Here is a 26,190-nt window from a genome sequence, read left to right as displayed (position 1 = left end):
GTCAGCGGGCCGGCGCCGAATAGACGCTGAACGAGAAATACTTGTGCGACAGTCGGTCGTACGTGCCGTCCTTGTGCATGTCCGCCAGCGCCCGGTTGATCTTGAGCTTCAGGTCGGTATCTTCCTTGCGCAGGCCGATCGCGGTGCCGTCGCCGATCGTCTTCGGATCCTTCACTTCCGGCCCGGCGAACGCGAAGCCCTTGCCGCGCGGCGTGCGCAGGAAGCCGTAGTCGGCCTGCAGTTCGTCCTGCAGCGTCGCGTCGAGGCGGCCCGAGCCGAGATCGGTATAGACCTGGTCCTGGTTCTGGTAAGGAACGATCGTCACGCCCTGCGGTTCCCAATACGCCTTCGCGTAGGTTTCCTGCGTCGAGCCCTGCTCGACGCCGACGCGCTTGCCCTTCAGCGACGCGACCGTCGGCAGCAGCGGCGAGCCGGTCTTCGCGATCATCCGCGCGGGCGCGTCGTACACCTTGTCGGAGAAGTCGATCTGTTGACGACGCTTGTCCGTGACGGTCAGCGACGACACGATGACGTCGTACTTCTTCGCTTTCAGCGCCGGGATGATCCCGTCGAGATCCTGCGCCACCCACACACACTTCACGTTGATCCGCTTGCAGATTTCCTTGGTGAGATCGACGTCGAAACCGACGATCTCGCCGCTCGGCGCGGTCGACTCGAACGGCGGGTAGCTGGCGTCGACGCCGATCCGCACGGTCTTCCACTCCTTCGCGAAGGCGCTGCCCGCCACGAGGGCGAGGGCGGCGCACAGGGCGGCCTTCTTCATTTCCATCCTTCTGTTGCTGACTTTCCGGGGGCGCTCGCGGCCGGTCGAACCGGGCGCCGCGGCGTATTCTAGACGGCCAAAAATCGCCGATCGGCGCTCTGACGCTGGCGGCCGCCGGAACGGCGAACGCCAAAAGGGCGGTATTTTACCCGAACGCGATACCCGGAAAACGGCAATCCGGCACGGTCGACCGATTCCTCGATTCGGCTGTTGCGACAATCGTGGTATTCGCAACGAATATTTCTGCAATTGGTTGTGCGAGTGCAACGATGCGGTGCGCGGGCGGCGGATTGTGGCGCTGTCGGCCTCCCCTGCAGTGGAGGTAAACCCGAACAGAACATCCGCGCCGCCGAGCGTCCCCCCAATGTTCCAGATCCTGCGCGCCGAAGACCGCTGGCGCACGCGTCACGGCTGGCTCGAATCGAGTCACAGTTTTTCGTCCGCCTGCCGCACCGCGCATGCGCCGGTGCGTCGGCCCGTCGGCCCGTCGGCCCGTCGGCGCGTTGTGCGTGCTGAGCGAGGACCTGATCGCGCCGACGCGCGGTTTCGGAATGCAGCCGCGCCGCGACGTGGAGATCGTCACTTACGTGCTGGATGGCGTACTCGCGCACCGCGACAGCCTCGGCTGCGGCGCGATCGTCCGGACTGGCGGCATCCCGCGGATGAGCGCCGGCACGGGGCTCATGCACAGCGAAACCAACGCGTCGCGCGACCGGCCGCTGCATCTGCTGCGGATCGGGCTGCAGCCGGCCGAGCGGGGCGGGCGGCCCGGCTACGAGGAGCGGCGTTTCGCCGACGACGAGAAGCGCGGGCGGCTTAGGCTCGTCGCGGCGCCCGACGGTGGCGACGGCGCACTGTCGATGCGGGCGGACGCTCGCATCTTCGCGGGGCTGATCGACGGCAACGAGACGACGGCGTTCGACGTGCCGGCCGGGCGCAGCGTCTACGTGCACGTGGCGCGCGGCGAGGTCGCGGTCGACGGCCGCGCGCTGGCTGCGGGCGACGGCGCGCGGAGCGGCGGGGTGGCCGCGGTGGCGTTCGCGCGCGGCCGCGCGGCCGAGGTGCTGCTGTTCGACGTCGCCTGAAACGAAAAAGGGGACGCAGGGCAGTGCCTGCGTCCCCTTCGATGCCGCTGCGGAAGCGGCCCGCCAGCTTACTGCGCCGGCGTCGACGCGCCCTTGGCGGCCGCGCGATGCTGCTCCCAGCGCTCCTTCATCTTCTCGTGGCGCTGTTCCATCTTCGCGAACTGCTGCTTGAGCGCGGTGCTGACCATGGTCTTCTGCTGGTCGTTCAGCCCGTTGTAGAACGTGAGCCACGCGGCGGACGTCTGCTCGCGCAGTTGCGCGTTCTGCGCCTCCGCCTGCTGGCGTGCCGAATGCATCGCGCTCAGGTCGAGGATCGGCTGGTTCTGCTGCGCCTTGAACTGCTCGCGCATCTGCTCGTGGCTCTTGCGCATCGCGTCACGATTCTGCTTCATCGTGTTGACGGCCGCTTGCCATTGCTGTTCCTGCGACGCGTTGAGCTTCAACTGGTCGTGCAGTCTCATGATCGCGCCGAACGGGCCGCCTTCGTGCCCGTCGTGCATCCGGTGCATGCCGGGGCCGCCCGGCGGCGGCATGTCGGTGGGTTGCGCGGCATGCGCGGTGCCGAATGCGAGAGCGAGCACGGTGGCGGCCGCGATGGCCACGCGGGAAGTCTTCTTATACATTTCAGAAACTCCTTGTATCCAAAGGGTCCGGCGATGCGGTGCCGGGAAAGCCGGTGCCGCATCCGGTAAGACGCAGGTTAGCGATGCAGGCGCCGGCGGGTGTTACGCGGGGTGGCTGCGCGGTTACCGGGCATTACAGTTCCCTTGCGCGGTAACCCGCAGTAACCCTTTCGCCCCTTTGTTTCGTTCTTCCACTCCTCCCTCGCGCGATAAACTTCGAGCCATGACTACCCAGATCCTCATCGTCGACGACGACCAAGAACTCCGAGACCTGCTGCGCGACTATCTCGTGCGCCAGGGGATGGAAGTGTCCGTGCTGCATGACGCGGCGACGCTCGAGAAGCGCCTCGAGCGCGAGCGGCCCGACCTGATCGTGCTGGACCTGATGATGCCGGGCGTGGACGGCCTGACCGCGCTGCGCCAGCTGCGCGCGGCCGGCGACGACATCCCCGTGATCATGCTGACCGCGCGGGCGGACGACGTCGACCGCATCGTCGGGCTCGAGCTCGGCGCGGACGACTACCTCGGCAAGCCGTTCAACCCGCGCGAGCTGCTCGCGCGCGTGCAGGCCGTGCTGCGCCGCCGCCGCGCGACGCCGTCGGCGGCCGCGCCCGAGCAGCGCGAGCCGTTCGCGTTCGGCCGCTTCCTGCTCGACTTCCAGGCGCGCACGCTGTCGGTCGATGGCAAGCCGGCCACGCTGTCGAGCAGCGAATTCGCGCTGCTGAAGATCTTCGTGAACCACGCGCTGCGCACGCTCACGCGCGAGCGGCTGCTCGAGCTGCTGCACGGGCCCGAGTACGACGGCACCGACCGCGGCATCGACGTCCAGGTGTGGCGCCTGCGCCGCATCCTCGAAACGGATCCGTCGACGCCGCGCTTCATCCAGACGGTCCGCGGGCGCGGCTACGTGTTCGTGCCCGACGGCGAGGCCCATGCGCAAACCCATTGATTCGCTGTTCGGGCGGCTGGCGCTGCTCGTCGTCGGCGTCCTGCTTCTGTCGCACTTCGCGTGGTTCTTCGCGATACGGCTCGAGCGCAACCAGATGCAGACGCGTTATGCGGTCGAGGAGGCCGCGTTCCTGGTCGACGCGGTGCGCCAGCACGTCGCGCGCACGCCCGACCAGCCGCTGCCGTCGCGCGTGCGGCTCGTGTCGCCGGATAGCGCCGACGTGCCGAAGGGCGGCGATGCGGGGCTGCCGCCGCCGCTGAAGCGGTTCCGCGACGACGTGAGCGACCGCATGCCGCCCGGCACGCAGGTCGAGATCGGGACGCCCGGCCATCCGCCGGTGCTGTGGGTGAAGGAGCCGGCCGACCGCAACTGGATCGTGGTGCCCGTGCAGCCGCTGCGGCCGCCGCGCTCGCTCGACCGGATGCTGTTGTGGCTCGGCACGATCTTCTCGGCCGGCGTGATCGCCGCGCTGTTCGCGGCCTGGCAGTTGCAGCAGCCGCTGCGTTCGCTGGCGCGCGCGGTCGCGCGTTTCGGCCGCGGGCAGCCGGTGCCGCCGCTGCGCGAACGCGGGCCGCGCGAGCTGCGCCAGCTCACGCACGGCTTCAACCAGATGGTCGAGCAGGTGTCGCAGGCCGAGAGCGATCGCGCGGTGATGCTGGCCGGCGTCGCGCACGACCTGCGCACGCCGCTCGCCCGGATGCGCCTGCGGGCGGAAATGATGGACGACGCGCGGCTGCGCGACGGCGTGGTGCGCGACGTCGACTCGATGTCGCACATCGTCGACCAGTTCCTGGTGTTTGCGCATGGCGGGGCCGACCGCAGCGAGCCGGTGCCGGTCGATCAGGCGTGCGAGCGGGTTGCGCGCAGCTATCGTGCGGTCGCGCCGAACGCGCCCGCGGTCCAGACGCGGCTGGAGGCCGGTCCCGGCTTCCGGCTGCCGACGGCGACGCTCGACCGGATCCTGTCGAACCTGCTGGACAATGCGCATGCGTACGGCGCGCCGCCCGTGCTCGTCGAGACGGCGCGCACGCCGGCCGGCTACGTGCTGTCGGTCGGCGACAGCGGCGGCGGCATCGCGCCGCGCGACCTCGCGGCCGCCACGCGGCCGTTCGTGCGGCTCGATCCCGCGCGCGGCGGGAACGGCCACAGCGGGCTCGGCCTTGCGATCGTCGAGCGGCTCGTGCTCAGGCTGGGCGGCGCGTGCGACATCGGCAATCGTCCCGAAGGCGGCCTGCGCGTGTCGATGACGTTCCCGTTCGACGTCGTGCCGAAAGACGACGAATCCCACGCACAGGCCGTATGAGCGGTGGCGGCGCCGGCCCGGCCGGGCTGGCGCCGCACGGCGTCATTCGCCGAACAGCGTGCCGAGCGTCTCGGCCGCGTTGCTGTCGATCGTGTTGTAGGTCACCGTGGTGGCCTCGAAGATATAGACGGTCGTATACCGGCCGAGGCGCTCCAGGATTTCCTCCTGCAGCGATTCCGGCACGACGTTCATGTTCAGGTACCACGCCGTGGACGACAGCCGGGTCTGGAACGACCCGTACTCCTGCATGAGTTCATAGAACGCGTCGGCATCCTGATCGCGACAGACGATCACCAAGTTTCCTGCCATTCCCTTCCTCCCGCTCGTCGGTCGATCCCCGGGGCCGGTTGACACGGCGCGCGTGTGCCTTGAGGCGACACGGCCGCAACGGACCCCGGGGGCTAGCCCCGATCATACCTGCTTCGCCGTATCCGGCTGCTGATCCGGGACACGGTTTGTGCCCGCGTGCGGGGGGCGGGTTCACGGCCGGGCCGGATCACGGCATAATTCGGGCCTGCGTGCCGGCCGCAGGACTGCGGCCAGGCTGTTCCGTACCGCGCGCCCGCCATCCGTCCACGCGCTGGGCACGATCCATGCGTTGCCTGCGCCGTCCCCGGACGGTTGTACCTGAAATACAGGTTGGTGTAGTGTCGTGCCGTCGCGGCCCGGCTCGACCGGCTGCGGCGACGCATGCACGCACGGCGCGCCGCGTGCGCGAGATCGCCAGTCAATCGAATTACCGCGCCCGTGCGCTTTGCCATGAATCAACATCGACTGCCGGCTTCGATCGGCCTTACCGGGGAGGGCGCCTGATGAACGTCGGATTCTTCAATCCGAACCGGACCGCCAACGCATCCGCGTGGCGCGTGTTGCCGAACCGGTGGGACTTCATCGCCTTTCCGCTGATCATCTGCCTGATCGCGATGGCGGTGGTCGGTTTTCATGAAACGATGGCGCCGATCGGCGTGCTGCAGACGCAGAAGATCTCGCTCGATCCGTCGAACCTGCCCGAATACGCGCTGCGCACCACGCTGCGGATGCTCGCCGCGATGGTCGCGTCGCTGGCGTTCACGCTCGTCTACGGCACGCTCGCGGCCAAGAGCCGCCGCGCGGGCATGGTGCTGATCCCGATTCTCGACATCCTGCAGTCGGTGCCGGTGCTCGGCTTCATCTCGTTTACGGTCACGTTCTTCCTCGCGCTGTTCCCGAGCCGCGTGCTCGGTGCCGAGCTCGCGGCGATCTTCGCGATCTTCACGAGCCAGGCGTGGAACATGACGTTCAGCTTCTATCAGTCGCTGCGCACGGTGCCGCGCGACCTGGACGAAGTGTCGCGCGGCTTTCACCTGACGTCCTGGCAGCGCTTCTGGAAGCTCGAAGTGCCGTTCTCGATGCCGGGCCTGATCTGGAACATGATGATGTCGATGTCGGGCGGCTGGTTCTTCGTCGTCGCGTCGGAGGCGATCACGGTCGGCAACCAGACGATCACGCTGCCGGGCATCGGCGCGTATCTCGCGCAGGCGATCTCGGACAAGAACTTCGGCGCGATCGGCTGGGTGATCCTGACGATGACGGTCGTGATCCTCGCGTACGATCAGCTCCTGTTCCGCCCGCTCATCGCGTGGGCCGACAAGTTCCGGATGGAGAACACCGCGTCGGGCGACGCGCCGCAATCGTGGCTGCTCGACCTCGTGCGCCGCACGCGGCTGATTCATCAGTTGCTCGTGCCGGCCGGCTGGTTGTTCGCGAAGGCCGCGCGGATCCCGCTGCGCCTGCCGCTGTCGGGCGCGATGCGCTTCTCGCTGCCGAAAGTCGAGAAGAAGGCGTCGCGCACGGTCGACATTGCCTGGGCCGGGCTCGTGCTGCTCGGCACGGCCTATATCGTATGGCGCGTCGTCAGCTTCGTGGCGACCGGCGTGACGATGGCCGAAGTCGGCCACGTGCTCGTGCTCGGGCTCATCACGCTGCTGCGCGTGGTCGTGCTGATCTCGATCGCGTCGGTGATCTGGGTGCCGATCGGCGTGTGGGTCGGGCTGCGTCCGAAGCTGGCCGAAAAGCTGCAGCCGCTCGCGCAGTTCCTCGCCGCGTTCCCGGCGAACCTGCTGTTCCCGGTGTTCGTGATCGTGATCGCGCGCTTCCACCTGAACGCGGACATCTGGTTGTCGCCGCTGATCGTGCTCGGCACGCAGTGGTATATCCTGTTCAACGTGATCGCAGGCGCAACGTCTTACCCGAACGACTATCGCGAAGCGGCGACCAACTTCCGCATCCGCGGCTGGCAGTGGTGGCGCCAGGCGATCCTGCCCGGCATCTTCCCGTACTACGTGACGGGCGCGATCACCGCCTCGGGCGGCGCGTGGAACGCGAGCATCGTGTCGGAAGCCGTGCAGTGGGGCAGCACGCGCATCGAGGCGCATGGTCTCGGCGCCTACATCGCGCAGACCACCGCCGCCGGCGATTTTCCGAAGATCATCCTGGGCATCGCCGTGATGTCCCTGTTCGTCACCCTGTTCAACCGCCTGCTGTGGCGCCCGCTGTATGCCTTCGCCGAGGCGAAGCTGCGGCTCGACTGAGACCGATTGAGAGCGAAACGCGATGCACAATCCGAATGCTGTAAACGCCCCCGTCCAGACGTCCCAGCCGCCGCGCCTCGGTGAAGAAATCCTGCGCGTCGATCACGTCTGCCGCGGCTTCAACAAGACGCAGGGCGAGCTGCTCGTGCTCGACGACGCGAACCTGTCGCTGCGTGAAGGCGAGATCGTCGGCCTGCTCGGCCGTTCGGGCTCGGGCAAATCCACGTTGCTGCGCATCATCGCCGGGCTGATCGAGCCGACCGGCGGCGAGGTGACCTATCTCGGCAAGCCGCTGCGCGGCCCGGCCGAGGGCGTCGCGATGGTGTTCCAGACCTTCGCGCTGTTCCCGTGGCTCACCGTGCTGCAGAACGTGGAAGCCGGGCTGGAGGCACTCGGCGTCGGCGCGCGCGAGCGGCGCGAGCGTGCGTTGGCCGCGATCGACCTGATCGGTCTCGACGGTTTCGAGAACGCGTACCCGCGCGAGCTGTCGGGCGGGATGCGCCAGCGCGTCGGTTTCGCGCGCGCGCTCGTCGTCGATCCGACGATCCTGCTGATGGACGAGCCGTTCTCCGCACTCGACGTGCTGACGGCCGAGACGCTGCGTACCGACCTGCTCGATCTGTGGACGCAGGGCCGCATGCCGATCAAGTCGGTGCTGATCGTCACGCACAACATCGAGGAAGCGGTGTTCATGTGCGACCGGATCCTCGTGCTCTCGTCGAACCCGGGTCGCGTGATCGCCGAGATCAAGGTGCCGTTCAAGCACCCGCGCAATCGTCTCGACCCGGCGTTCCGCAAGCTCGTCGACGATATCTACGCGAAGATGACCGCGCGTCAGACCGGCGAGGCGACGAAGAAGGGGCTGGAGCTCGGTAGCTGGCTGCCGCAGGTGTCGACCAACCTGATGGCCGGCCTGATCGAGACGCTCGCGATGGCGCCGTACCACGGCCGCGCGGACATGCCGGAAATCGCGCGCACGCTGCACCTCGAGGTCGACGACCTGTTCCCGATCGCGGAAGTGCTGCAGTACCTCGGCTTCGCGGACGTGCGCGAAGGCGACGTGTTCCTGACGCCGCCGGGGCGCGTGTTCGCGGAATTCGGCACGCAGGAGCGCAAGCTGATGTTCGCGGATCACCTGCTGAAGCACGTGCCGCTCGCCGCGCGGATCAAGAAGGTGCTGAACGAGCGCCCGGGCCATCGCGCGCCGCGCGTGCGCTTCGAGCAGGAGCTCGAGGATTTCCTGTCGGACGGCGCGGCCGAGGAAACGCTCGACGCGGTGATCGACTGGGGCCGTTATGGCGAGATCTTCTCGTACAACGACCAGACGGAGATCTTCAGTCTCGAGGACGTCGAGTCGTGATGTTGGCGGGGCGCTCGGCATAACTGCACCTTGCAGAACGCGAAGGGCGCCGCGCGCGACGCGCGGCGCATCGCCCCGTTACTGCAAATTCCCCCACCGATCGACGGCCGGTTCCGCCGACGCCCACTTCCAGTGGGTGCCCTGCTGGCACGCATTCGCGAAATACCAGTCGGCCTTGTCGCCGTCCTTCACCGAGAACGCGAATTCCTTGCACAGCGCGAGCGCCGACGAATACGCGCGCGTGACGCGCACTTCGCCTTCGCCGTTTTCGAGCGGCAGCGTATTCTTCACCTTCCACGGCTTCACTTCGCCGACGGCGAGACTGCCGGCCGTCTTCGCGATCGCGTCCTGCTGATTCTGATGGAACTGCTTCATCGTGCGGTTGACGGCTTCGTCGGTCGCGGCTTGCACGGCGATCCCGACGCCGACGCCGACCGCCGGGTTCGCCGTGACGAGGCCCGTCGCCGCGCCGGCCAGCGCGCCGCTCGCGGCGCCGACCGATCCGCAGCCCGACAGCGCGACCGTCGCCGCGCACAGCGTGCCGATCGCCGCGATACGGATCGCGACGCTCATTGCAGCGCGCCCCAGCGCTCGGTCGCCGGTTCGGCCGACGCCCATTTCCACACGGGCCCGTCGCGGCAGATGGTGGCGACGTAGAACGCCGATTGCGCGGCCTTGTCGGCCTTCGCCGGCGTATCGACCGCGAACACGATTTCCTTGCAGTCGAGCGGACCGACGCTGATCATCCGGCTGACCGTCACGCGGCCCTGCTCGTCGTCCTCGATCGGGAACGAATGGTGCGTCGACCACGGCGCGACGCCGCCGACGTCGAGCGGGCCGGCCGCCTTCGCGATCTGCTCCTGCGTGTAGCGGTGCGCGACGCGCTGCGAGTACTGGACGCCGGCCCGCGCGCCGGCGACGGCGCCGAGGCCGATGCCCGTCGCGACGGCGGCGTTGTTGGTGACCTTGGAGGCGATCGCGGCGCCCGCGATACCGGCGCCGGCGGTCGCGCCTTCGCTGTACAGCGAATTGCAGCCGGACAGCAGTGCGGCCGTGGCGATCACGGCCAGCACGACGCGCGTCGGCGTGGCCCGGCGCGGCGATTCGAAACGAATGTTCATCCCTGAGTGCAAGTCCTGTCTGGGTGAGCGGCGACGCGTGCACGCCCTGATGCCGCGTCATTGTTTCGCAATTGTCATGGGAAAACTGCAAAGCTTTGACAAATCGCCGTGCGGCGGGCCGCGTGCGCGCGGGCGGCGTTATTGTCGGATAGATGATCGGCGAGGGGTCGAAACGTTACAAATTGAAGGTAATTGTTACCTTCGGATGCGATCAAGCGACCTAGACTGTTTTGTTATGGAATGTTTCTACGACGGCCTCGAGCCGCGCCGCTTATGAGACACCCAGCCATGCGCCGTTCGAAACGGTTGTCACACCGGCCGCCTGTCGCGGCGGCCGACCATCCGGAAGCGCCGCCGCGTCCGCGGACCGACGCGCCTTCGGCCCCGGCGGGTGCGCCGGGCGCGCCGGACGAGACGCCGTCGGACGGCGATCACAATCAGGGTGGTGCTCGCCCGGAAGGGCTCGACTATCAACGCGACCTCGGGCAGGAGCAGGACGCCTGATGCGGTCGTCGCCGCATTCCATCGCCGTATTTCATTGCAATTCTCGGAACTGAGTCGCCGCGCGGCCGCCTTCGGGCCGCCGCGCCCGCGTGGGCGTGCGTCGCGCGCCAGCCAATCGAATCGAGGAGGGGAAGTCGCATGAGCAGATTGATCGTGGTATCGAATCGTGTCGCCGCCGGCGAGGACACGCGCCCGAGCGCGGGCGGCCTGGCCGTCGGCGTGATGGACGCGCTGAAGGAAACGGGCGGCGTCTGGTTCGGCTGGAACGGCGAGATCGTCGGTGCGCCGGATGCCGAGCCCGCGATCCAGCGGGACGGCAACGTGACGTATGCGACGGTCGGGCTGACCCGGCGCGACTACGACCAGTACTATCGCGGCTTCTCGAACGCGACGCTGTGGCCGGTGTTCCATTACCGCGGCGATCTCGCCCGCTTCGACCGCCAGGAGTACGCCGGTTATCTGCGCGTGAACGCGATGCTCGCGAAGCAGCTCGCCGCGCTGCTGCGTCCGGACGACCTGATCTGGGTGCACGACTACCACCTGCTGCCGTTCGCGCACTGCCTGCGCGAGCTCGGCGTGAAGAACCCGATCGGCTTCTTCCTGCATATCCCGTTTCCGTCGCCCGACATGTTGCGCCTCGTGCCGCCGCACGAGGAACTCGTGAAGTTCATGTGCGCGTACGACGTCGCGGGCTTCCAGACCGACGCCGACAAGCAGGCGTTTACCGATTACATCGAGCGGCGCGGCATCGGCGCGGCGAGCGACGACGGGATGCTGCATGCGCATGGCCGCGTCGTGAAGGTTGCCGCCTATCCGATCGGCGTGCATCCTGACGCGATCGCGCAGGCGGCCGTCCAGTACGGCACGCGCAAGCCGGTCAAGATGCTGCGCGAGGCGCTGGGCGATCGGAAGCTGGTGATGAGCGTCGACCGCCTCGATTACTCGAAGGGGCTCGTCGAGCGCTTCCAGTCGTTCGAGCGGATGCTCGCGAATGCGCCGGGCTGGCAGGGGCGCGTGTCGCTGCTGCAGATCGCGCCGCCGACGCGTTCCGACGTGCAGACCTATCAGCACATCCGCGAAACGCTGGAAGGCGAGGCCGGCCGCATCAACGGCCGCTTCTCGCAGCTCGACTGGACGCCGATCCAGTATCTGAACCGCAAGTACGAGCGCAACCTGCTGATGGCGTTCTTCCGGATGTCGCAGGTCGGCTACGTGACGCCGCTGCGCGACGGGATGAATCTCGTCGCGAAGGAGTACGTCGCGTCGCAGGATCCGGCCGATCCGGGCGTGCTCGTGCTGTCGGAGTTCGCGGGCGCGGCGGCCGAGCTGACCGGCGCGCTGCTCGTCAATCCGTACGACCTGTCGCAGATGGCCGAGGCGCTCGAACGCGCGCTGTCGATGCCGCTCGCGGAGCGGCAGGCGCGCCACGAGCAGAACCTCGCGCGGTTGCGCGAGAACGACCTGTCGGTCTGGCGCGATACGTTCGTCGCCGACCTGCGCAGTGTCGCGGCGGCGGCGTCGGTCACCCAGCGCGCGGGCCGGCGGGTCGCGCATGCGTGAGTGCGCGCCGGACGCCGGTAGCGACGACGAAACGGCGGGCGATACGGCCGGCCGTTTCTTCGTCGTGACGGGCGGCCCGGGCTCGGGCAAGAGCACCTTGCTCGATGCGCTGGAGCGCGCCGGCTTTGCTCGCTCGCAGGAGGCCGGGCGCGGTGTGATCCGCGACCAGATGGCGGTCGACGGCCCTGCGCTGCCGTGGCGCGACCCGGCGGCGTTCGCCGAGCTGATGCTGGGCTGGGAGATGCGCTCCTACCATCTCGCGCGGCAGGCGCGCGGGCCGGTGTTCTTCGACCGCGGCGTGCCGGACGTGATCGGTTATCTGCGGCTGACCGGATTGGCGGTACCCGCGCACGCGGAAGCCGCGGCGCGGCGTTTCCGCTATCACCGGCGCGTGTTCGTCGCGCCGCCTTGGCCCGACATCTATGTGCAGGACACCGAGCGCCGGCAGGATTTTGCCGAAGCGGTGCGGACCCATGACGCGATGGTCGATTGCTATACGTCGTACGGCTATCGGCTGATCGAATTGCCGCGCGTGAGCGTGAAGGCACGCGTGCGCTTCGTGATGGATACGCTCGACGCCGCATGATGGCCGCCGCGAGTGCGGTAAGACGGTGTCAGGTCGCCGTGTCCGGCCGCGGCGACGCGACGCGCAGCAGGCTGACGAGCGCGGCCACCGCCGCGAACACCGCGGCGACATACAACGCGATCGTCGGCCCGCGGTCGGGCACGAGCCCGAAAATCAGCGCGACGAGCGCGGCGCCGAGCGTCTGGCCCGTCAGGCGCGCGGTGCTCAGCATGCCGCCGGCGCCGCCGCTGCGCTCGCGCGGCGCCGACGACAGCATTGCGCGGTTGTTCGGCGACTGGAACAGCCCGAAGCCCGCGCCGCACAGCGCCATCCGCCACACGATGTCGACCGTGCCAGGGTGCGCGCCGATCGTCGCGAGCGACAGCAGCCCGGCCGCGAACAGCGCGAGCCCGATTCCGCCGAGGATGCCGGCCGAATAGCGGTCCGACAGCACGCCCGCGAGCGGCGCGGCGAATACGATCACGAGCGGCCACGGCGTCATGTAGAGGCCCGTCTCGACCTGCGAGAAACCGAGCGAATTCTGCAGCCAGAACGGCAGCGCGACGAACGCGAGCATCTGCGACGTGAACGACGCCATCGACGTGTAGATCGACAGCGCGAACATCGGGATGCGCATCAGGTCGACCGGCAGGAGCGGCGCCGGCTGCGACAACTGACGCTTCACGAAGAAGTAGCCGACCACGCATGCGACGGCCAGTTCGGCCGCGACGTACGCATGACCTTCGCCGTGACCGAGCCCGTCGACGGCCGTGATCAGCAGGCCGAACACGCAGGCGTTCATCAGCGCGCTCGGGAAGTCGTACGGCGCGTCGTGCAGCGGGTTGGCCGGCAGCGCGCGCACGCTGCCGAGCACGGCCGCGATGCCGATCGGCACGTTGACCGCGAAAAGCCACGGCCATGACGCGAACGACAGGATCGCGGACGCGACCGTCGGCCCGATCGCCGACGACAGCGCGACCACCATCGCGTTGATCGACAGCCCGCGCCCGAGCATCGACGACGGGTAGATCATCCGCACGAGCGCCGCGTTGACGCTCATGATGCCGGCCGCGCCGAACCCCTGGATCACGCGCATCACGGCCAGCATCGGCAGCGAGCCGGCGAGCGCGCAGCCGAGCGACGCCGCGGTGAACAGGGCGAGCCCGGCGATGTAGATGCGGCGATAGCCGATGCGTTCGCCGAGCGACGCGAGCGGCAGCAGCGTGATCGTGACCGCGAGCTGGTACGCGTTGACGATCCAGATCGACGCGGCGTCGGACGCGTGCAGGTCGCGCGCGATGGTCGGCAATGCGACGTTCGCGATGGCGCCGTCGAGCACGGCGAGCGTGATGCCCAGGGCGACGCAGACGATCGCCCAGTAACGTTGCGGAAGCGGCAGGCCGGTATCGGCGTTCATGACGGGAGCGAGAGCGTGGTTGTCCGCGCGCCCGCGTGCCGGTTGCGTGCGCAACCATGTGCAGGGGCGGCGGCGATGAACGGCCCGGCCGGCGCGGGCGCGCCGGCACGGGGCCGATCGAGTGTATCACCGCGCCGCATCGTGTGACGCCAAGCCGCGCGGGGCCGGCGGGCGCGCGCATTCAGCCTTCGAAGTCGAGGCCGCCGAGCCGCACGAGCGGCTCGGCCTGCGTGCGCGACGCGAGATCGATGTCGCGCGCGCTTTGCCATGCGCCCAGCTTTTTCGGCAACGCGGCGAGGTAGTGCTCGAAGCGCCGCGGGCCTTCCGGTTCCATCAGCCTCTCGATTTCGTCGATGTCCCAGGTCAGTTCGAGATTCAGCGGATACATGAAGCCGCTCACGTGCTCGTGTGGCGCGCTGCGGATCTGCACGCGCGTCGGGTGCCCGTGCCCGCCATAGGGGACGACGTCGGTCTGAACGTGATCGGCGAAGAATACGGCGATCGCCTGCGCGATGCGCGGCGCGAATTCGGTATCGAAACGGCGGGCGGTTTCAGGCTGCATGAAGGCGTCTCCTGTCTGTCGAAAATCGTAGCACGGCGACGACGCGTTTCGACGCGGGCGATACCGGTAATCGCGCGTTACCACTTGCTGCATCTATTACGGCCGCGTCCCGCCACAATGCATCGCATCCAGTACCACTTCGCGTGGGAGTCCATCATGAAAAAGATTGCCGCAGTGTGTGTCCTTGCCGGTTCGCTCGCGGTCGCGGGCCCGGCGTCCGCGCATGGCCGCGACGGCGGCGCCGTCATCGGCGCATTGATCGGCGGCGCGGTGCTGGGCGCGATCGTGACGTCCGCGATGAATCCGCCCGTCGCGTACCAGGCGCAGGCCTATCAACCGCCGACGTACTACCAGGCGCCCGCGTACCAGCAGCCTGCCTACCCGACGTATCAACAGGCGCAGTATCAGGACGACGGCCCGAACTATTGCTACGACCGCTACCAGCGTGCGTACGTGTGCGGGGCGCCGGTGCGGGGCGGCTACGCGCAGCCGGCCGGCTGGTAAGCGCGGGCGGGTTTCGGGCCGGTTGACCCGTACCCGTCGATGTTCGCTTCGCCGGGCCGGACGACGAAAGGCCCTCGCTCGATGCGAGGGCCTTTGTCTTTTTGTGCGGCCGATTCGTTGGGGGGCGGAATGCGCCGCCGGCCTTCGGCGGGCCGTGCGCGGATACAAACGGTTGCAATTGCGCGTCAGTGGCGATGACCGCCGCCACCGCCGCCTCCGTTCCAGTCGCCGCGGTGTCCGCCGCCGCGCCCCCAGCCGTTGCCGCGGTTGCCGCGATCGCCGTCCCAGCGATGGTAGTCGCGCCGGCCGCGATCCCAGTCGCGTCCGCCGCCACCGCCCCAGATGTTGACCGTGCCGTACACGGGGGACGGCGCGTACGCATAGCCGGGATCGGAATAGTAAGGCTGCCCGTAGCCGTATCCGGCGTCCGGGGCGACGACGCAGCCGGCCAGCAGGGTAGCGACGCCGGCGGCGGCAATGAGCTTCAGCATGATGTTCTCCGTTGGTTCCGGTATAAGTACCGCGCCCGGGGATTGCCGGCTGTTTGCAATTGTGTCGCCAAATTACAGCCTCGTAAGGTCTTGCGACGAAAGTGTTAGCATCCGGGGCTCATTTGTTTTTCAGGAGCACATCGATGAAATTCGCGATCCGGGCCGCGCTGGCCGCCTTCTGCGTGACGACCGCCGCCGCATGCGTGGCCGCGCCGGCCTCCGCGCCCGCCGTGTCGGCCGAGTCGATCAAGATGTTTCCGCAGGCGGCGAGCGGCCAGCAGCGCGTCGTGATCGCGCTGCCCGCGCTCGAGAACGAGGGCGATGCGCGCGTCGAGCTGATGATCGGCAAGACGCTGCAGACCGACTGCAACCAGCAGTGGTTCGGCGGCGAGCTGACTGCCGAGGACGTGAAGGGCTGGGGCTATACGTACTACCGGCTCACCGACGTGAAGGGGCCGGCATCGACGCTGATGGCGTGCCCGGGCCAGGCGCCGCAGCAACGGTTCGTGCAGGTGCGCAGTGACGGTCAACTGCTGCGCTACAACAGCCGCCTGCCGCTGGTCGTCTATGTACCCGACGGCTTCGACGTGCGCTATCGCGTATGGCATGCGTCGAAGGACGTGCAGCAAGCCGAGAAGCAGTAATCGCTGCGCGGCGTCCTGCCGCCACCCACCGGCCGCGCTGCTCGTGCCGACGAGCGCCGGCCACGCGGCCAGCGCGGCTTGCGCGATGGCCTCCAGATTGCGGCGGCTCGCGCCGTCGCGCGCCTGGATCGACATGCCCTGTTGAACCGTCACGTAGTAGCGCGCGATTGCGTCGAGATTCGCGTGCGCCGATATTTCACCGGTCGCGATGCCTTGTGCGAGGCGTTCCTGCAACGCGTCGACCGTGCCCTCGCGCATCTCGATCAGCGTTTGCCGGACCCTATCGGAACGTTCGGCCGGATGCAGCGCCGACAGCACGATCAGGCAGCCCGCCGGCTTCGAGCGCCGCGTGAACACGCGTGCGGTGGCCGACGGCGCGGACGTGGCGATCACGTATGAAAAATCGGCCGAGCGGGCGCAGGCCGTCGTCGCCGGCATCGAGGCGCTGGGCCGTCGCGCCATCGCGATCCAGGCCGACAGCGCCGATCCGACGGCCGTGCGCAACGCGGTCGATCGTGCCGCGGACACGTTCGGCGGCCTCGACATTCTCGTCAACAACGCGGGGATTTTCCGGGCCGGCGCGCTGGACGACCTCACGCTCGACGATATCGATGCGACGCTGGACGTGAACGTGCGCGCGGTGATCGTCGCGTCGCAGGCGGCGGCGCGTCATCTCGGGGAAGGCGGCCGCATCGTGTCGACCGGCAGTTGTCTCGCGACGCGCGTGCCCGATGCGGGGATGAGCCTCTATGCGGCAAGCAAGGCCGCGTTGATCGGCTGGACGCAGGGGCTCGCGCGCGATCTCGGCTCGCGCGGCATCACGGTCAACATCGTGCATCCGGGGTCGACCGATACCGATATGAACCCGGCCGACGGCGAGCATGCCGATGCGCAGCGTTCGCGGATGGCGATTCAGCAGTACGGCAAGGCCGATGACGTGGCCGCGCTCGTGGCGTTCGTCGTCGGGCCGGAAGGGCGGTCGATCAATGGGACCGGGTTGACGATCGACGGCGGCGCGAACGCGTAAAGACCGATGCCCGGTGCGAGTGAGCCGGGTCACGGTGCGTTCGTCGTTGGTCGTGATTCGTTATTGGCAGCCGACGCGCAGGTGCTCGGCTTCCAGGTCGGCCCGTTTGTCATAGGCGTGCCGTTCGTTGCGCGGTTTGCCGTCCGGGCCTATCCCGCGCACGACTCGGTGGCCGCGATCGGGCGAGTGCGTGAGTGCATCGATGCCGGCGGCCAGTTCCCGGCACCGCGTGTCGGGGGAGGTGCTTTCCGGGCGTGGGGCTACCGCGCCCGCGCCCGCGCCAGTGACGTTGGCGATGCCCGGGCTGACGTAGCGTTGCTTGGCAGGCGCCATGCCGGTGTCGGCGGCGTTGGCCGTGGCGGTCATCGCTGAAAGCGCGGCGAGCGCCGCGATCGTTCGAATCATTCGAGAAATCCGTGTGCTGAACCGAAGAAGGTTCGGAATTCTACGCAATGTTCGCTGCATGTCCGCGGAGAATGGACGAGGTGCGATCGCGTGTCGCACGTCGCGGCGAACGGTCGATTACCCCATCTTCGTGTGCTGCGCCGCATGCGCGGCAACATCCCCGGACAGCAAAAAGCCCGCTTGCTTTCGCAAAGCGGGCTTCGGTATTTGGTTGCGGGGGTAGGATTTGAACCTACGACCTTCGGGTTATGAGCCCGACGAGCTGCCAGACTGCTCCACCCCGCGGCGCGAAGTGTACTTCGGGTTGATGCCGTGAGTCAATCGATTCGTGTCGCGCTAGTCCCCATGCCATATCGGGCCTGTTCCTTGAAACCCCTGCAACGCAGTGAAGCCGACGCGTACAGCCGCAAATTTTTCACACTCGCCACAATATTCGCGCGCCTGAAACGTCTTCAGACGCATGGAACCGCCACCCACTTCGCAAACGATGACCGACCCAGACCGCGACATCACTGCGACGGTGATGCGTGAACGAACGAGGCTAGGGAACTTCATTCGGCGCCGGATCCGCGACCCGGACGATGCCGAGGACGTTCTGCAGGATGTGCTTCACGAATTCGTGCAGGCTTATCGGCTTCCCGCGCCAATCGAACAGGCGAGTGCGTGGCTGTTCCGGACCGCGCGTAATCGCATCATCGATCGTTTTCGCAAGAAGAAGGAGCAGCCGCTGGCCGATCTGCTCGATGCCGATGACGACGCGGACAGCGAGTATCGCCTGGATCTCGCGCTACCGTCGCACGATGCCGGCCCTGAAGCGCTCTACGCTCGCACGTTGTTGCTCAAGGCGTTGCAGGATGCGCTCGACGAATTGCCGGCGAATCAGCGCGAGGTTTTTATCGCGCACGAACTGGACGGGCAGTCCTTCAAGGAGATGGCCGCGCAAAGCGGCGTCACGCTCAATACGCTGCTCGCGCGCAAACGCTATGCGGTCCTGCATCTGCGTGCGCGACTGCAACCCATTTATGACGAACTGGATATCTAGAGGAGTCGACGGATGAATTTTCGAATCAGATGTGCGGGCAAAGCGCTGCTCGTGGTGGTCGCCATCGGCGTGCTCGGGTGGGTCGTCATGATGCTGTGGAATTGGGTGATGCCGGGGTTATTCGTCGGCGCCCGGACGATCGACTTCGCCCATGCGCTGGGCTTGCTCGTGTTGAGCCGCATTCTACTCGGCGGATTCCGCGGACATCGCGGCTGGCACGGCCGGCGCCATTGGCGGAAGTGGGAGGCCATGACGCCCGAAGAACGCGAGCAATTTCGGGCCGCATGGCGATCGGGCGGCAAGCGGCCTACCGAGGAGTGAGCATGCGCGAGAAATCCACAGCCGAGTGCAAGCAGAAGGCGGGCGTGATTGCGCCGTTCGTCGATCTGAAACGTTGCGAAGGCAAGGGAGATTGCGTGACCGCTTGCCCTGAAAACGTGTTCGAGGTTCGGCGCATCGATCAGGCCGATTACCTCGATCTTGGTTTGATGCATCGGTTGAAGCTGCGCGTGCATGGAATGAAGGTCGCGTATACGCCCAATGCGGACGCGTGCAGATCGTGCGGGCTTTGCGTGACGGCGTGTCCTGAGCGCGCAATCACGCTTGCGCGACGGGCATAGCATCGTCTGTTCGCGCCGATGATGGTGGAACGGCAGATCGGGGAGCCTGACGGCGGATTGGCGATTGCTGGATACGCGGTCCACGTGATCAACCTCATCAGGGAACGCACTTGACTTCAACTACTCATGTTCTTCTGCAACGGCTTCATGAAGAAAGCCGGAGCGAAATCGTCGCCCGCGCCCGTGCGCAGTTCCAAGGGCCGAATGAGGCGTTTCCAACGCTCGTCGACGAATACGAAGCACTCGCCCCTCGGCTAAGAGGGCGTTTTCTGGAAACGTTCGGCTTGTTCACTGAAGATTTCGGGTCGTCGGCTGGCAGTGCTTTATCGTTAGCCGTGTCAGCGGAAACAGGAAGGTTTCTGCGCAACATGGTGCTCGCGCAACGGCCGGCCAGAATCCTTGAACTCGGCAGTTCCTGCGGCGTGTCGACACTGTATTTCGCCGACGCGCTGCGTACGTTGGGACGTGGCGTGGTCATCGCGACCGAAGGCGATGCGCTCAAGTGTGCGCGGTTGCGGGCTCACGTCGAAGCAGCCGGCCTGGACGCCTATGTCGAGTTGCGGGAGGGCGACGTATTCGACACGGTTGCCGAACTGGACGGTACCGTCGACATGGTATTTATCGACGTATGGGCAGACGCCTATCTGAAGCTGTTCAAGCAGGTCGAGCGCCTGCTACGGCCGGGGGCGGTTGTATTCGCCGACAACATGTACACGGCCGAGGACGCCGTTCGACCGTACAAGCTCTACCTCGACGAGGATCCACGGTTTTCGACCACGACGCTGGATTTTGAGTCGGGGGTGGAGTTTACGGTTGTTGTGGCTTGAGAGGGGAGTTTCTTGTGAATCTTGAGAGAGGTTTGGAGCTTGGCTGCTCGCCCGACAGAACTCATGTCTGTATGGCACAAATTGGTTGAGTGGGAGACGCGCCAAATAGAACTCCATAAAAATCAGTCTCGATTCGCCTCGATAATCTGGTCCAGTGCATTGGCATCGTCGGTAGGCTCCTCCGTACCCCGAAAAATGCAAACCTCCGTATGCCCGTCTCGGAACACGTCTATTTCGACTCGCATCCCAACCACGGTAACCGAGACCAAGACCGTATCGGGTCGATTGCGGCTCAGGGTGTAGTGAATTTTCGCGGAGTCGAGCCGGTCGAGCAGATGAAACAGTGTATTGGTGGTCATATCGGGTACCTATTTCTTGAATCGATTATCGTTGAGCAACTTGAGCGCCTTACGCGCCTCTTTGATACCGTCGCTCGCGTCGCCTTGAATCTCGTTGAGCGTCGAATTCAAATACTGCCCCGGAAACTCGCGGAGCACTGAGCCCTTGCATTCGGCTTTGATGATGTCGCAGGCCATCATATCGCCTCGGTCGATTCCTGCTACTTGAACCGCGTCGCCCAAGGTGTCCGCTGAATAATCGAACGGAGACGCGTCACTGAGTGAGGCGGAGTCAGTGAAATTCGCACCTCCTGCGAATTTAGCGGCACCGCCAGCGCCGCCGATTCCGACAACGCTTTGCAGATAGCTCATCAGTTCGCCAGCGGACACGTCGCTAGGCGTGGCCCAAGAAGGTAGTGGCTTATCTATCGGTAGTCCAGCGACGCCGGCACGCTGGCGAGCCTACTAGCCTTGGGGAAAGGCGGGGTTGAGGGCGAACCTCCAGCCGCCCCGCCACGGGCCGTTGGGCGATCGATTGCTACGGACACTCTCCCGTCCTCTATGGCGGACCTGAGCGCGCCTACGGGATCGCCGGAGAGTGCCCCAGCTAGTCCCAAGTCTCGGAGATAGCTAACGGCTCCCGTCACCGGTCCGGAGTATTTCGGCCAATGGAGCATCAATTCTGAGACTGCCGCCCGCTGTTCCGCGGATCGACTTACTTCACCGTTGTTAGACAACGTGGCTCGCTTCCCTGATCCTATATCGATAGTCACTGACGCCATGCGGCTTGCTCTCCGATTCCGATCGATATACATCATACGATAACGGGAGGGCTTGCCCTTTGGGCTTCGTGGAGCAGGAGGTGAGCTGAAGTAATTCGTCGTTACGCCAAAGTTACGCCAAACTCGGCGAAGAGATTTGTCGCGTAACGCTGGGATGGGATCTCTGGTCCCCCCGACAGGAATCGAACCTGTATCTAGCGCTTAGGAGGCGCTTGTTCTATCCATTGAACTACGGGGAGCGGATAGTTTGAGCGGGATGGGCTGAGCCCTTGTGAATCAGGCTCTTAGCCTTGTCCCGTGTGCCTTTCCGGGATTTTCGTCTTTCCGCGCATGACGCGAAATGACGGGGTGTGAAGCATAGTTTAACGCCCCGCCTGCTACAATTCTGCTACAAATCGACCCTGTAGCAGCGTATGTGGATGACGCATTGCTACAGTCCACAAACGGGGTGTTTCATGGCTTCGATCCTCAAGATCGGCGACCGCTGGCGTGCTCAAGTCCGCCGGCGGGGACAGAGTATAGCAAAGACGTTTCGAACCAAGGGCGCAGCCGAAGCATGGGCGCGAGAGATCGAGGGCGGTATCGACAAGGGGCAAGCTGCCGTCGACGAGCAGACGATCACGGTCGGCGAGTTGGTGCGCTTGTATCGAAACGCTCGCAACGATTCCGGACGGCCGGTCGCCGAGAAGTCGAACGAAGACTACATGCTCAAGCGGCTGGAAAGTCACTTTGATGACGAGGTGGCTGCGAAGCTGTCGACCAAACGACTCGTGAAGTTTGCGCAAGAGCGGAAGAAGGAAGGGGCGGGGCAGTACACGATCGACATGGATATCTCCAAGCTCGGGACCGTGTACAAGCATATGGCGTCGCTTCTCGACCTGAGATTGCCGCATGCGCCTAGCATCGCACGGCCGACTCTCGACCACCTGCAGCTCATCGGCCCCGGCAAGCATCGCGATCGCCGGCCGACTCGCGACGAGATCGTGAGAATCTTCCAGTGGTTTGCAGAACATCCCGAACGGGAGCAGGCGGTGCCGGATGTGATCCGAGTTGCAATGAACAGCGCATTCCGGCGGGGGGAGCTGTTTCGGCTGACGTGGTCGGATCTCGACGTCGAGCGTCGGCTCGCGCTCGTCCGTGATCGCAAACACCCGCGACAGAAGAAGGGTAACGATGAATGGGTGCCGCTGATCGGCGATTCGCTCGAAGTGTTGCTGCGTCAACCGCGATATCCGGTGCCACCCGCATACGAGGCGAAGCGTAAGGCTGATCCGACGATCGAGCCGCATCCGAACGAGTACATCTTCCGATTCAGCAAAAGCACGGCCAGCAAGTATTTCAAGCAGGCGTGCGATGAGAAAGGAATCGTTGATTTGCACCTGCATGATCTGCGGCACGAGGCAGCCAGCGCGCTGTTCGAGGCCGGTTGGCAGATTCCCGAGGTTGCCACTGTTACCGGACATAAGGACTGGCGCAACCTCAGGCGGTATACAAACTTGCAGCCGAAAAGTGTCGCGATCAAGGGTAGGTTGGTCGAGCGAGCGGCGTTGTCTGATGTGCCGACTGAATGACCGCGAAATGGCTCGGCAAGTTGGTGCGCGTTTCCCTATAATAGAGTCATTGTATGCACCACGTGCATGAACGCATTGATTTTAAAGGGAAAAAATGGATCACGCTCTGATCGATCTCGTGGTTTCGTTGGCGCATCAGGGGGTCAAGGGTGATAGTCGAGCATTTCAACTTCGCCTTCGGCGCGCTGTCAGCCGTTTGCGCGACGCCGAGCCCGAGCTTGCTGGGCGATTGATTGACGTACTGTCAGAAGGGACTGCTCCAACGAGAGAGGTCTATGCTTTGCAGTCGGAGGTGGAGCATGGCCGCGACAGGGCGGGTGGTACAGGTGCCGGCGGTGCCCCTGATGGGCCGTTAAAGGCACGTCGGGAGGTGGCGCCTACGCAAAGTTTCGCGGTTGAATCCGGAATCCCGACCCAAGTGCCAGTAGATGGTGACAGTCGTCAGACCTTGGTGACTGTTACCAACCCGACTATCGAGGAGGCGGAGTGTCCAGCATGGGCGGAGTCCGTGGGAGTTCCCGTAAGCCAACTGATTCGCGAATGGGACCTCGCGAGTGAGTTGCGGGATAACGGCCTCAGTCCGAGTAAATCGGTTTTGATGGAGGGACCGCCGGGGGTCGGCAAGACGATGACGGCAACTTGGATTGCTGCTCGGCTCCAGCTACCTCTTCTGACACTTGATCTCTCAACTGTCATGAGCAGTTTTCTCGGAAAGACAGGGAACAATATCCGAGCAGTGATTGACTTTGCACGCAGCTTTCCTTGTGTCCTGCTACTGGATGAATTCGATTCTATTGCAAAGCGTCGAGACGACGAGACTGACGTTGGGGAGCTGAAGAGGCTGGTCACTGTATTGCTGCAGTCAGTCGATAGCTGGCCAGATACCTCCCTACTGATAGCCGCGACCAACCACGAGGAGCTCTTGGATCCCGCCGTGTGGCGCCGTTTCGATCTGGTCCTAAGCTTTGATTTGCCAGATGCCACCGCAATTGAGAAATTCATGATTTCTCGGGGGGTAAAGGCCGACTTTTCGCGTGTCGCATCTGCTTTGCTTCGCGGGCAGACGTACGCACGTATCGAAAAAATTCTGAATATTGCCCGGAAGGCATCGGTGCTCGACCGTCGTTCCTATGAAGAGTGTCTATGTCAGGCGATCGTGGCGCAAATGAAGAAATCTCTTGCGGACGATGATGCAATGGAGCTAGAGTTAATTTCGCTTCATTTGCAAGGGTTGTCGCAGCGCGCAATTGCGGCGCGTCTCAAGATGGCGCACACGACTGTCGGTAGACATATAAAGGCAATTTTCGGGGAAAAGGATGGCCGATAAAAATTTACTTATAGGGTACGGCGAAACATTAGTTGAGCCTGTAAAGCTGAAGCGAGGCGGCGGGGCGAAGCGCTATCCATACGAATTTTCGGAGATGCGCGGTCGACTTTCCAAGCAGATAAAGACCGTGATCCAGCAGGTCAAGCAGACGGACGAGAAAATCGCTCCTAAGGGAGAGTCCGTCGTCGAAATGACCCTGCATCCAGCATTTTTGGCGAAAAGTTATTTTCCTCAGCAGTTGTTGAACGAATTCGGTCTTCGTCACGTCGGTAGCCGCGGTCGCTTTGTTCATCCTGAGGTTTCCTTGCGCAAGGATGAACCCCCTGAAGGTGAGGCCGCTCCGGTTTTATTTGTCGCGGGGAGTGCCGAGAACTTCGAGGCTATGGAGTCCAGTCTTAAGGAAAAAGGACTCCCGAAGTTATTTCAGGATGATTTCAGGAAAATAGAGAATTTCGAAATTTTCCACGCAGAACAGAAGGTGAAGTGGATCGACTCCGATGCTGATTTAGTGAGCCTCGAAGTTGTGCTCCACGCGGCGGCTCATCAGAGCTACATTCTCGAGAGTTTCGTTAAATGGGCGGAGCAGTGTGGCGGGGAAGTATTTGTTGATAAGGCCATATTCGTCCCGGGATTGACATTTTTGCCCGTAAACGTGAGCCGCAATAATGTTGTTGAGCTTGCGAAGTTCTCTTTTGTGCGTGCAGTTCGAAGCCTTGCCCCGTTAAGGGTAAGCCGGCCCGTCGCCGTACGGAATGTTCAAGGAGGGGATGCGGTATCACTTCCAGAGGAAACTGAACTCGACCCCAGCGTATCGGTTGCCATCTTCGATGGGGGCATTGGGCATGCAGATCTGTCTAAGTGGGTCGATGAATATACGTGGCCCGATACGAAAGTTACGGCGGCAAATCTATTGCTGCATGGCAACACCGTAACTACGACGGTTCTGTTTGGCGAGGGTTCCGCAAAAAAAGCAGTTATGCCGCGGCCATTTTCTCGTGTCCGTCATTATCGTGTTCTTGGAAAAGATAGCGGTGGTGACCCCGATCTTTTTGATGTATTGAAAAAGATTGACTGGGTTTTGATAAACGAGCAACCGCAGTTTATGAACCTGAGCTTAGGGCCGTGCATACCGATCGATGACGATGATGTGCACGTCTGGACGACCTTGTTAGATCATCGCCTGTCAAATGGTCGAACTTTTACAACCGTAGCGGTTGGTAACGACGGCGACGACCCAGATCCGTCATTGTCGCGAGTGCAGCCACCGAGTGATATGGTGAATGCGCTCGGAGTTGGGGCAGCCGATTCAGCCGGTTCGGCCTGGAATCGAGCCCCGTACAGTTGCATCGGCCCTGGGCGAAGCCCGGGGCTTATGAAGCCTGATGGTGTGGCATTTGGGGGTTCGGGCGCGGAAGCGTTTCATGCGTATTCCCCGGTACATGGCGGATTGGTCGGCCTTGAGGGCACGAGCTTTTCTGCACCACTTGTCTTGCGAGCAGCCATCGGAGTGGCGGCGACGTTGGACGCACCGCTTTCGGCAACAGCACTTAGAGCGCTAATGGTTCATCGTGCCGAACCACATGACACGGCTGGAGGGCGTGAAACCGGTTGGGGGCGTTTCGAGACCGACCCGGAAAGGCTCATTGTGTGTGGCGACCATGAGGCGATGGTCATATACACCGGCTCGATAAACCCAGGTCAACCGGTGAGGGCGAAGATTCCGTTTCCAAATATTCCGTTGAACGGTAAAGTGACCATAAAAGCAACTTTTGCATTTACTGCGCCTACCGACCCAGCACACTCTCTGAACTATACAAAAGCAGGGCTCGGAGTAATTTTCCGTCCCGTGGGAGCGGACAAAAAAACCATCCCATTTTTTAATCAGGATAAGTTCGATAGCGAAAGTGATCTTCGGCGAGATGCACAAAAGTGGGAGTCCTGTCTTTCGAGAACTAGGCGTTTCAATCCTGGGACATTGAATGATCCGGTCTTCGACATCGAGTACTTAACGAGAGAGGAAGGCAAGGCGGTTGCATCGAAGGATCAGGTGCCACTCCCATATGTGCTGGTGGTTACCGTGTCCGTGGCAAATACGCCTGGTGTGTACAACAACGTTCTTCAAAGGTACAAGACGCTGCAGCCCGTTAAGGTTGCGACTCAGATCCATATCAAGAAGTAGACTCTGCGACGCAGGGTAGGGCGACCTCCT

At 64.4% G+C, this 26,190-nt stretch carries 28 protein-coding genes, 2 tRNA genes and 2 pseudogenes; 18 read left to right on the top strand and 14 right to left on the bottom strand.

The features are described from left to right. Window position 1 precedes the first annotated feature (1 nt). Window positions 2-784, bottom strand: a complete 783-nt coding sequence (locus CFB89_RS12475; RefSeq protein WP_144030096.1) for an ABC transporter substrate-binding protein — start codon at window positions 782-784, stop codon at window positions 2-4. Between the two features lie 364 nt (window positions 785-1,148). Between CFB89_RS12475 and CFB89_RS12470 the strand changes: the two are divergent. Continuing rightward, window positions 1,149-1,869: pseudogene (locus tag CFB89_RS12470) on the top strand (pirin family protein). Window positions 1,870-1,937: 68 nt separating this feature from the next. Here the strand turns inward: CFB89_RS12470 and CFB89_RS12465 are convergent. After that, the gene (locus tag CFB89_RS12465; protein ID WP_089468157.1) at window positions 1,938-2,492 is read right to left on the bottom strand and encodes a Spy/CpxP family protein refolding chaperone; all 555 of its coding nucleotides are present in this window, start codon (window positions 2,490-2,492) and stop codon (window positions 1,938-1,940) included. A gap of 223 nt (window positions 2,493-2,715) precedes the next feature. Here CFB89_RS12465 and CFB89_RS12460 point away from each other — a divergent pair, with 223 nt between their 5' ends. Both CFB89_RS12460 and CFB89_RS12455 read left to right on the top strand, forming a co-directional pair. Further along, window positions 2,716-3,441, top strand: a complete 726-nt coding sequence (locus tag CFB89_RS12460; RefSeq protein WP_006493394.1) for a response regulator — start codon at window positions 2,716-2,718, stop codon at window positions 3,439-3,441. Then, window positions 3,425-4,744, top strand: coding sequence for an ATP-binding protein (locus tag CFB89_RS12455; RefSeq protein WP_089468156.1), 1,320 nt, complete (start codon window positions 3,425-3,427; stop codon window positions 4,742-4,744). Before CFB89_RS12460 ends, CFB89_RS12455 begins: the two co-directional genes overlap by 17 nt. Before the next feature lie 42 nt (window positions 4,745-4,786). Here CFB89_RS12455 and CFB89_RS12450 read toward each other — a convergent pair whose 3' ends face one another. After that, window positions 4,787-5,053 carry a hypothetical protein gene (locus CFB89_RS12450; protein ID WP_011545926.1) on the bottom strand — a complete coding sequence of 89 codons (267 nt, stop codon included), beginning with the start codon at window positions 5,051-5,053 and terminating at the stop codon, window positions 4,787-4,789. A 503-nt stretch (window positions 5,054-5,556) separates the two neighbouring features. On the opposite strand from CFB89_RS12450, the gene CFB89_RS12445 reads away from it, so the two are divergent. Together CFB89_RS12445 and CFB89_RS12440 are read left to right on the top strand one after the other, a co-directional pair. Further along, complete coding sequence (locus tag CFB89_RS12445) at window positions 5,557-7,314, top strand: ABC transporter permease subunit (protein ID WP_089468155.1); 1,758 nt, start codon at window positions 5,557-5,559, stop codon at window positions 7,312-7,314. 22 nt (window positions 7,315-7,336) lie between these two features. Beyond that, the gene (locus CFB89_RS12440) at window positions 7,337-8,674 is read left to right on the top strand and encodes an AAA-associated domain-containing protein (protein ID WP_006755837.1); all 1,338 of its coding nucleotides are present in this window, start codon (window positions 7,337-7,339) and stop codon (window positions 8,672-8,674) included. A 78-nt stretch (window positions 8,675-8,752) separates the two neighbouring features. Here the strand turns inward: CFB89_RS12440 and CFB89_RS12435 are convergent, their stop codons facing one another. Then, entirely contained in the window at window positions 8,753-9,247 is a 495-nt protein-coding gene (locus CFB89_RS12435) for a hypothetical protein (RefSeq protein ID WP_089468154.1), read from the bottom strand. Next, complete coding sequence (locus CFB89_RS12430) at window positions 9,244-9,795, bottom strand: hypothetical protein (RefSeq protein ID WP_089468153.1); 552 nt, start codon at window positions 9,793-9,795, stop codon at window positions 9,244-9,246. Before CFB89_RS12430 ends, CFB89_RS12435 begins: the two co-directional genes overlap by 4 nt. Window positions 9,796-10,083: 288 nt before the next feature. Between CFB89_RS12430 and CFB89_RS12425 the strand changes: the two genes are divergently transcribed. The 3 genes from CFB89_RS12425 to CFB89_RS12415 all read left to right on the top strand — a co-directional run bounded on the left by CFB89_RS12425 (window position 10,084) and on the right by CFB89_RS12415 (window position 12,445). Further along, a complete protein-coding gene (locus tag CFB89_RS12425) occupies window positions 10,084-10,299 on the top strand; it encodes a hypothetical protein (RefSeq protein WP_089468152.1) in 216 nt (71 codons plus the stop codon). Window positions 10,300-10,437: 138 nt separating this feature from the next. Beyond that, a complete protein-coding gene (gene otsA / locus CFB89_RS12420; protein ID WP_089468151.1) occupies window positions 10,438-11,859 on the top strand; it encodes an alpha,alpha-trehalose-phosphate synthase (UDP-forming) in 1,422 nt (473 codons plus the stop codon). Further along, window positions 11,852-12,445: an AAA family ATPase gene (locus tag CFB89_RS12415; RefSeq protein ID WP_089468150.1), complete on the top strand. Its 594-nt coding sequence runs from the start codon at window positions 11,852-11,854 to the stop codon at window positions 12,443-12,445. Before otsA ends, CFB89_RS12415 begins: the two co-directional genes overlap by 8 nt. 28 nt (window positions 12,446-12,473) lie before the next feature. On the opposite strand, the gene CFB89_RS12410 is transcribed toward CFB89_RS12415, so the two are convergent. Further along, the gene (locus CFB89_RS12410) at window positions 12,474-13,841 is read right to left on the bottom strand and encodes an MFS transporter (RefSeq protein ID WP_089468149.1); all 1,368 of its coding nucleotides are present in this window, start codon (window positions 13,839-13,841) and stop codon (window positions 12,474-12,476) included. Window positions 13,842-14,022: 181 nt separating this feature from the next. Further along, window positions 14,023-14,403, bottom strand: coding sequence for a DUF5594 family protein (locus CFB89_RS12405; RefSeq protein ID WP_089468148.1), 381 nt, complete (start codon window positions 14,401-14,403; stop codon window positions 14,023-14,025). A gap of 117 nt (window positions 14,404-14,520) precedes the next feature. Between CFB89_RS12405 and CFB89_RS12400 the strand changes: the two genes are divergently transcribed. After that, window positions 14,521-14,907, top strand: a complete 387-nt coding sequence (locus tag CFB89_RS12400; protein WP_089468147.1) for a hypothetical protein — start codon at window positions 14,521-14,523, stop codon at window positions 14,905-14,907. Window positions 14,908-15,092: 185 nt separating this feature from the next. On the opposite strand, the gene CFB89_RS12395 is transcribed toward CFB89_RS12400, so the two are convergent. Beyond that, window positions 15,093-15,398 carry a hypothetical protein gene (locus CFB89_RS12395; RefSeq protein WP_069618066.1) on the bottom strand — a complete coding sequence of 102 codons (306 nt, stop codon included), beginning with the start codon at window positions 15,396-15,398 and terminating at the stop codon, window positions 15,093-15,095. Window positions 15,399-15,541: 143 nt separating this feature from the next. On the opposite strand from CFB89_RS12395, the gene eco reads away from it, so the two are divergent. Beyond that, a complete protein-coding gene (gene eco, locus CFB89_RS12390; RefSeq protein ID WP_089468146.1) occupies window positions 15,542-16,042 on the top strand; it encodes a serine protease inhibitor ecotin in 501 nt (166 codons plus the stop codon). Window positions 16,043-16,069: 27 nt separating this feature from the next. On the opposite strand, the pseudogene CFB89_RS35310 reads toward eco, so the two are convergent. Continuing rightward, window positions 16,070-16,408 (bottom strand): annotated as a pseudogene (locus tag CFB89_RS35310) (TetR family transcriptional regulator C-terminal domain-containing protein); the annotation flags it as partial. Between CFB89_RS35310 and CFB89_RS12380 the strand changes: the two are divergent. Beyond that, a complete protein-coding gene (locus CFB89_RS12380; protein ID WP_373559862.1) occupies window positions 16,362-17,069 on the top strand; it encodes an SDR family NAD(P)-dependent oxidoreductase in 708 nt (235 codons plus the stop codon). The pseudogene CFB89_RS35310 and the gene CFB89_RS12380 overlap by 47 nt on opposite strands. Before the next feature lie 60 nt (window positions 17,070-17,129). On the opposite strand, the gene CFB89_RS12375 is transcribed toward CFB89_RS12380, so the two are convergent. After that, window positions 17,130-17,474 carry a hypothetical protein gene (locus CFB89_RS12375; RefSeq protein ID WP_089468145.1) on the bottom strand — a complete coding sequence of 115 codons (345 nt, stop codon included), beginning with the start codon at window positions 17,472-17,474 and terminating at the stop codon, window positions 17,130-17,132. A gap of 208 nt (window positions 17,475-17,682) precedes the next feature. Continuing rightward, a tRNA-Met gene (locus CFB89_RS12370) sits at window positions 17,683-17,759 on the bottom strand. A 175-nt stretch (window positions 17,760-17,934) separates the two neighbouring features. On the opposite strand from CFB89_RS12370, the gene CFB89_RS12365 reads away from it, so the two are divergent. From CFB89_RS12365 to CFB89_RS12350, 4 genes are all read left to right on the top strand, one after another. Beyond that, complete coding sequence (locus CFB89_RS12365) at window positions 17,935-18,516, top strand: RNA polymerase sigma factor (RefSeq protein WP_089468144.1); 582 nt, start codon at window positions 17,935-17,937, stop codon at window positions 18,514-18,516. Between the two features lie 12 nt (window positions 18,517-18,528). Beyond that, entirely contained in the window at window positions 18,529-18,837 is a 309-nt protein-coding gene (locus CFB89_RS12360) for a hypothetical protein (protein WP_089468143.1), read from the top strand. A gap of 2 nt (window positions 18,838-18,839) precedes the next feature. Then, window positions 18,840-19,136, top strand: a complete 297-nt coding sequence (locus tag CFB89_RS12355) for a 4Fe-4S dicluster domain-containing protein (RefSeq protein ID WP_089468142.1) — start codon at window positions 18,840-18,842, stop codon at window positions 19,134-19,136. 110 nt (window positions 19,137-19,246) lie between these two features. Continuing rightward, window positions 19,247-19,963 (top strand): O-methyltransferase, encoded by a 717-nt coding sequence (locus tag CFB89_RS12350; RefSeq protein WP_089468141.1) that lies wholly within the window; start codon window positions 19,247-19,249, stop codon window positions 19,961-19,963. Between the two features lie 122 nt (window positions 19,964-20,085). On the opposite strand, the gene CFB89_RS12345 is transcribed toward CFB89_RS12350, so the two are convergent. The 3 genes from CFB89_RS12345 to CFB89_RS12335 form a co-directional block, all read right to left on the bottom strand. Then, window positions 20,086-20,322 (bottom strand): hypothetical protein, encoded by a 237-nt coding sequence (locus CFB89_RS12345; protein ID WP_089468140.1) that lies wholly within the window; start codon window positions 20,320-20,322, stop codon window positions 20,086-20,088. A gap of 9 nt (window positions 20,323-20,331) precedes the next feature. Next, on the bottom strand, window positions 20,332-20,673 hold the full coding sequence (locus CFB89_RS34850; protein WP_179233142.1) for a hypothetical protein: 342 nt from the start codon (window positions 20,671-20,673) through the stop codon (window positions 20,332-20,334). A gap of 574 nt (window positions 20,674-21,247) precedes the next feature. Next, window positions 21,248-21,322: transfer RNA gene (locus CFB89_RS12335), tRNA-Arg, on the bottom strand. A 174-nt stretch (window positions 21,323-21,496) separates the two neighbouring features. Here CFB89_RS12335 and CFB89_RS12330 point away from each other — a divergent pair. The 3 genes from CFB89_RS12330 to CFB89_RS12320 all read left to right on the top strand — a co-directional run bounded on the left by CFB89_RS12330 (window position 21,497) and on the right by CFB89_RS12320 (window position 26,160). After that, the gene (locus CFB89_RS12330; protein WP_179233424.1) at window positions 21,497-22,654 is read left to right on the top strand and encodes a site-specific integrase; all 1,158 of its coding nucleotides are present in this window, start codon (window positions 21,497-21,499) and stop codon (window positions 22,652-22,654) included. 94 nt (window positions 22,655-22,748) lie between these two features. Then, on the top strand, window positions 22,749-23,981 hold the full coding sequence (locus tag CFB89_RS12325) for an AAA family ATPase (RefSeq protein ID WP_089468139.1): 1,233 nt from the start codon (window positions 22,749-22,751) through the stop codon (window positions 23,979-23,981). Then, window positions 23,971-26,160 (top strand): S8 family peptidase, encoded by a 2,190-nt coding sequence (locus CFB89_RS12320; RefSeq protein WP_089468138.1) that lies wholly within the window; start codon window positions 23,971-23,973, stop codon window positions 26,158-26,160. Before CFB89_RS12325 ends, CFB89_RS12320 begins: the two co-directional genes overlap by 11 nt. Window positions 26,161-26,190 lie beyond the last annotated feature (30 nt).

It is taken from the genome of Burkholderia sp. AU16741 (genome assembly GCF_002223345.1).
In the GTDB taxonomy this organism is placed as follows: domain Bacteria; phylum Pseudomonadota; class Gammaproteobacteria; order Burkholderiales; family Burkholderiaceae; genus Burkholderia; species Burkholderia sola.
This window is presented reverse-complemented; position numbering and strand designations above follow the sequence as displayed.

Excerpts from the sequence above, each read along its gene's own strand:
- CFB89_RS12475 (WP_144030096.1), bottom strand. The coding sequence starts at position 784 with ATGAAGAAGGCCGCCCTGTGCGCCGCCCTCGCCCTCGTGGCGGGCAGC.
- CFB89_RS12465 (WP_089468157.1), bottom strand. The coding sequence starts at position 2,492 with ATGTATAAGAAGACTTCCCGCGTGGCCATCGCGGCCGCCACCGTGCTC.
- CFB89_RS12460 (WP_006493394.1), top strand. The coding sequence starts at position 2,716 with ATGACTACCCAGATCCTCATCGTCGACGACGACCAAGAACTCCGAGAC.
- CFB89_RS12455 (WP_089468156.1), top strand. The coding sequence starts at position 3,425 with ATGCGCAAACCCATTGATTCGCTGTTCGGGCGGCTGGCGCTGCTCGTC.
- CFB89_RS12450 (WP_011545926.1), bottom strand. The coding sequence starts at position 5,053 with ATGGCAGGAAACTTGGTGATCGTCTGTCGCGATCAGGATGCCGACGCG.
- CFB89_RS12445 (WP_089468155.1), top strand. The coding sequence starts at position 5,557 with ATGAACGTCGGATTCTTCAATCCGAACCGGACCGCCAACGCATCCGCG.
- CFB89_RS12440 (WP_006755837.1), top strand. The coding sequence starts at position 7,337 with ATGCACAATCCGAATGCTGTAAACGCCCCCGTCCAGACGTCCCAGCCG.
- CFB89_RS12435 (WP_089468154.1), bottom strand. The coding sequence starts at position 9,247 with ATGAGCGTCGCGATCCGTATCGCGGCGATCGGCACGCTGTGCGCGGCG.
- CFB89_RS12430 (WP_089468153.1), bottom strand. The coding sequence starts at position 9,795 with ATGAACATTCGTTTCGAATCGCCGCGCCGGGCCACGCCGACGCGCGTC.
- CFB89_RS12425 (WP_089468152.1), top strand. The coding sequence starts at position 10,084 with ATGCGCCGTTCGAAACGGTTGTCACACCGGCCGCCTGTCGCGGCGGCC.
- otsA (WP_089468151.1), top strand. The coding sequence starts at position 10,438 with ATGAGCAGATTGATCGTGGTATCGAATCGTGTCGCCGCCGGCGAGGAC.
- CFB89_RS12415 (WP_089468150.1), top strand. The coding sequence starts at position 11,852 with ATGCGTGAGTGCGCGCCGGACGCCGGTAGCGACGACGAAACGGCGGGC.
- CFB89_RS12410 (WP_089468149.1), bottom strand. The coding sequence starts at position 13,841 with ATGAACGCCGATACCGGCCTGCCGCTTCCGCAACGTTACTGGGCGATC.
- CFB89_RS12405 (WP_089468148.1), bottom strand. The coding sequence starts at position 14,403 with ATGCAGCCTGAAACCGCCCGCCGTTTCGATACCGAATTCGCGCCGCGC.
- CFB89_RS12400 (WP_089468147.1), top strand. The coding sequence starts at position 14,521 with ATGCATCGCATCCAGTACCACTTCGCGTGGGAGTCCATCATGAAAAAG.
- CFB89_RS12395 (WP_069618066.1), bottom strand. The coding sequence starts at position 15,398 with ATGCTGAAGCTCATTGCCGCCGCCGGCGTCGCTACCCTGCTGGCCGGC.
- eco (WP_089468146.1), top strand. The coding sequence starts at position 15,542 with ATGAAATTCGCGATCCGGGCCGCGCTGGCCGCCTTCTGCGTGACGACC.
- CFB89_RS12375 (WP_089468145.1), bottom strand. The coding sequence starts at position 17,474 with ATGATTCGAACGATCGCGGCGCTCGCCGCGCTTTCAGCGATGACCGCC.
- CFB89_RS12365 (WP_089468144.1), top strand. The coding sequence starts at position 17,935 with ATGGAACCGCCACCCACTTCGCAAACGATGACCGACCCAGACCGCGAC.
- CFB89_RS12360 (WP_089468143.1), top strand. The coding sequence starts at position 18,529 with ATGAATTTTCGAATCAGATGTGCGGGCAAAGCGCTGCTCGTGGTGGTC.
- CFB89_RS12355 (WP_089468142.1), top strand. The coding sequence starts at position 18,840 with ATGCGCGAGAAATCCACAGCCGAGTGCAAGCAGAAGGCGGGCGTGATT.
- CFB89_RS12345 (WP_089468140.1), bottom strand. The coding sequence starts at position 20,322 with ATGACCACCAATACACTGTTTCATCTGCTCGACCGGCTCGACTCCGCG.
- CFB89_RS34850 (WP_179233142.1), bottom strand. The coding sequence starts at position 20,673 with ATGAGCTATCTGCAAAGCGTTGTCGGAATCGGCGGCGCTGGCGGTGCC.
- CFB89_RS12330 (WP_179233424.1), top strand. The coding sequence starts at position 21,497 with ATGTGGATGACGCATTGCTACAGTCCACAAACGGGGTGTTTCATGGCT.
- CFB89_RS12325 (WP_089468139.1), top strand. The coding sequence starts at position 22,749 with ATGGATCACGCTCTGATCGATCTCGTGGTTTCGTTGGCGCATCAGGGG.
- CFB89_RS12320 (WP_089468138.1), top strand. The coding sequence starts at position 23,971 with ATGGCCGATAAAAATTTACTTATAGGGTACGGCGAAACATTAGTTGAG.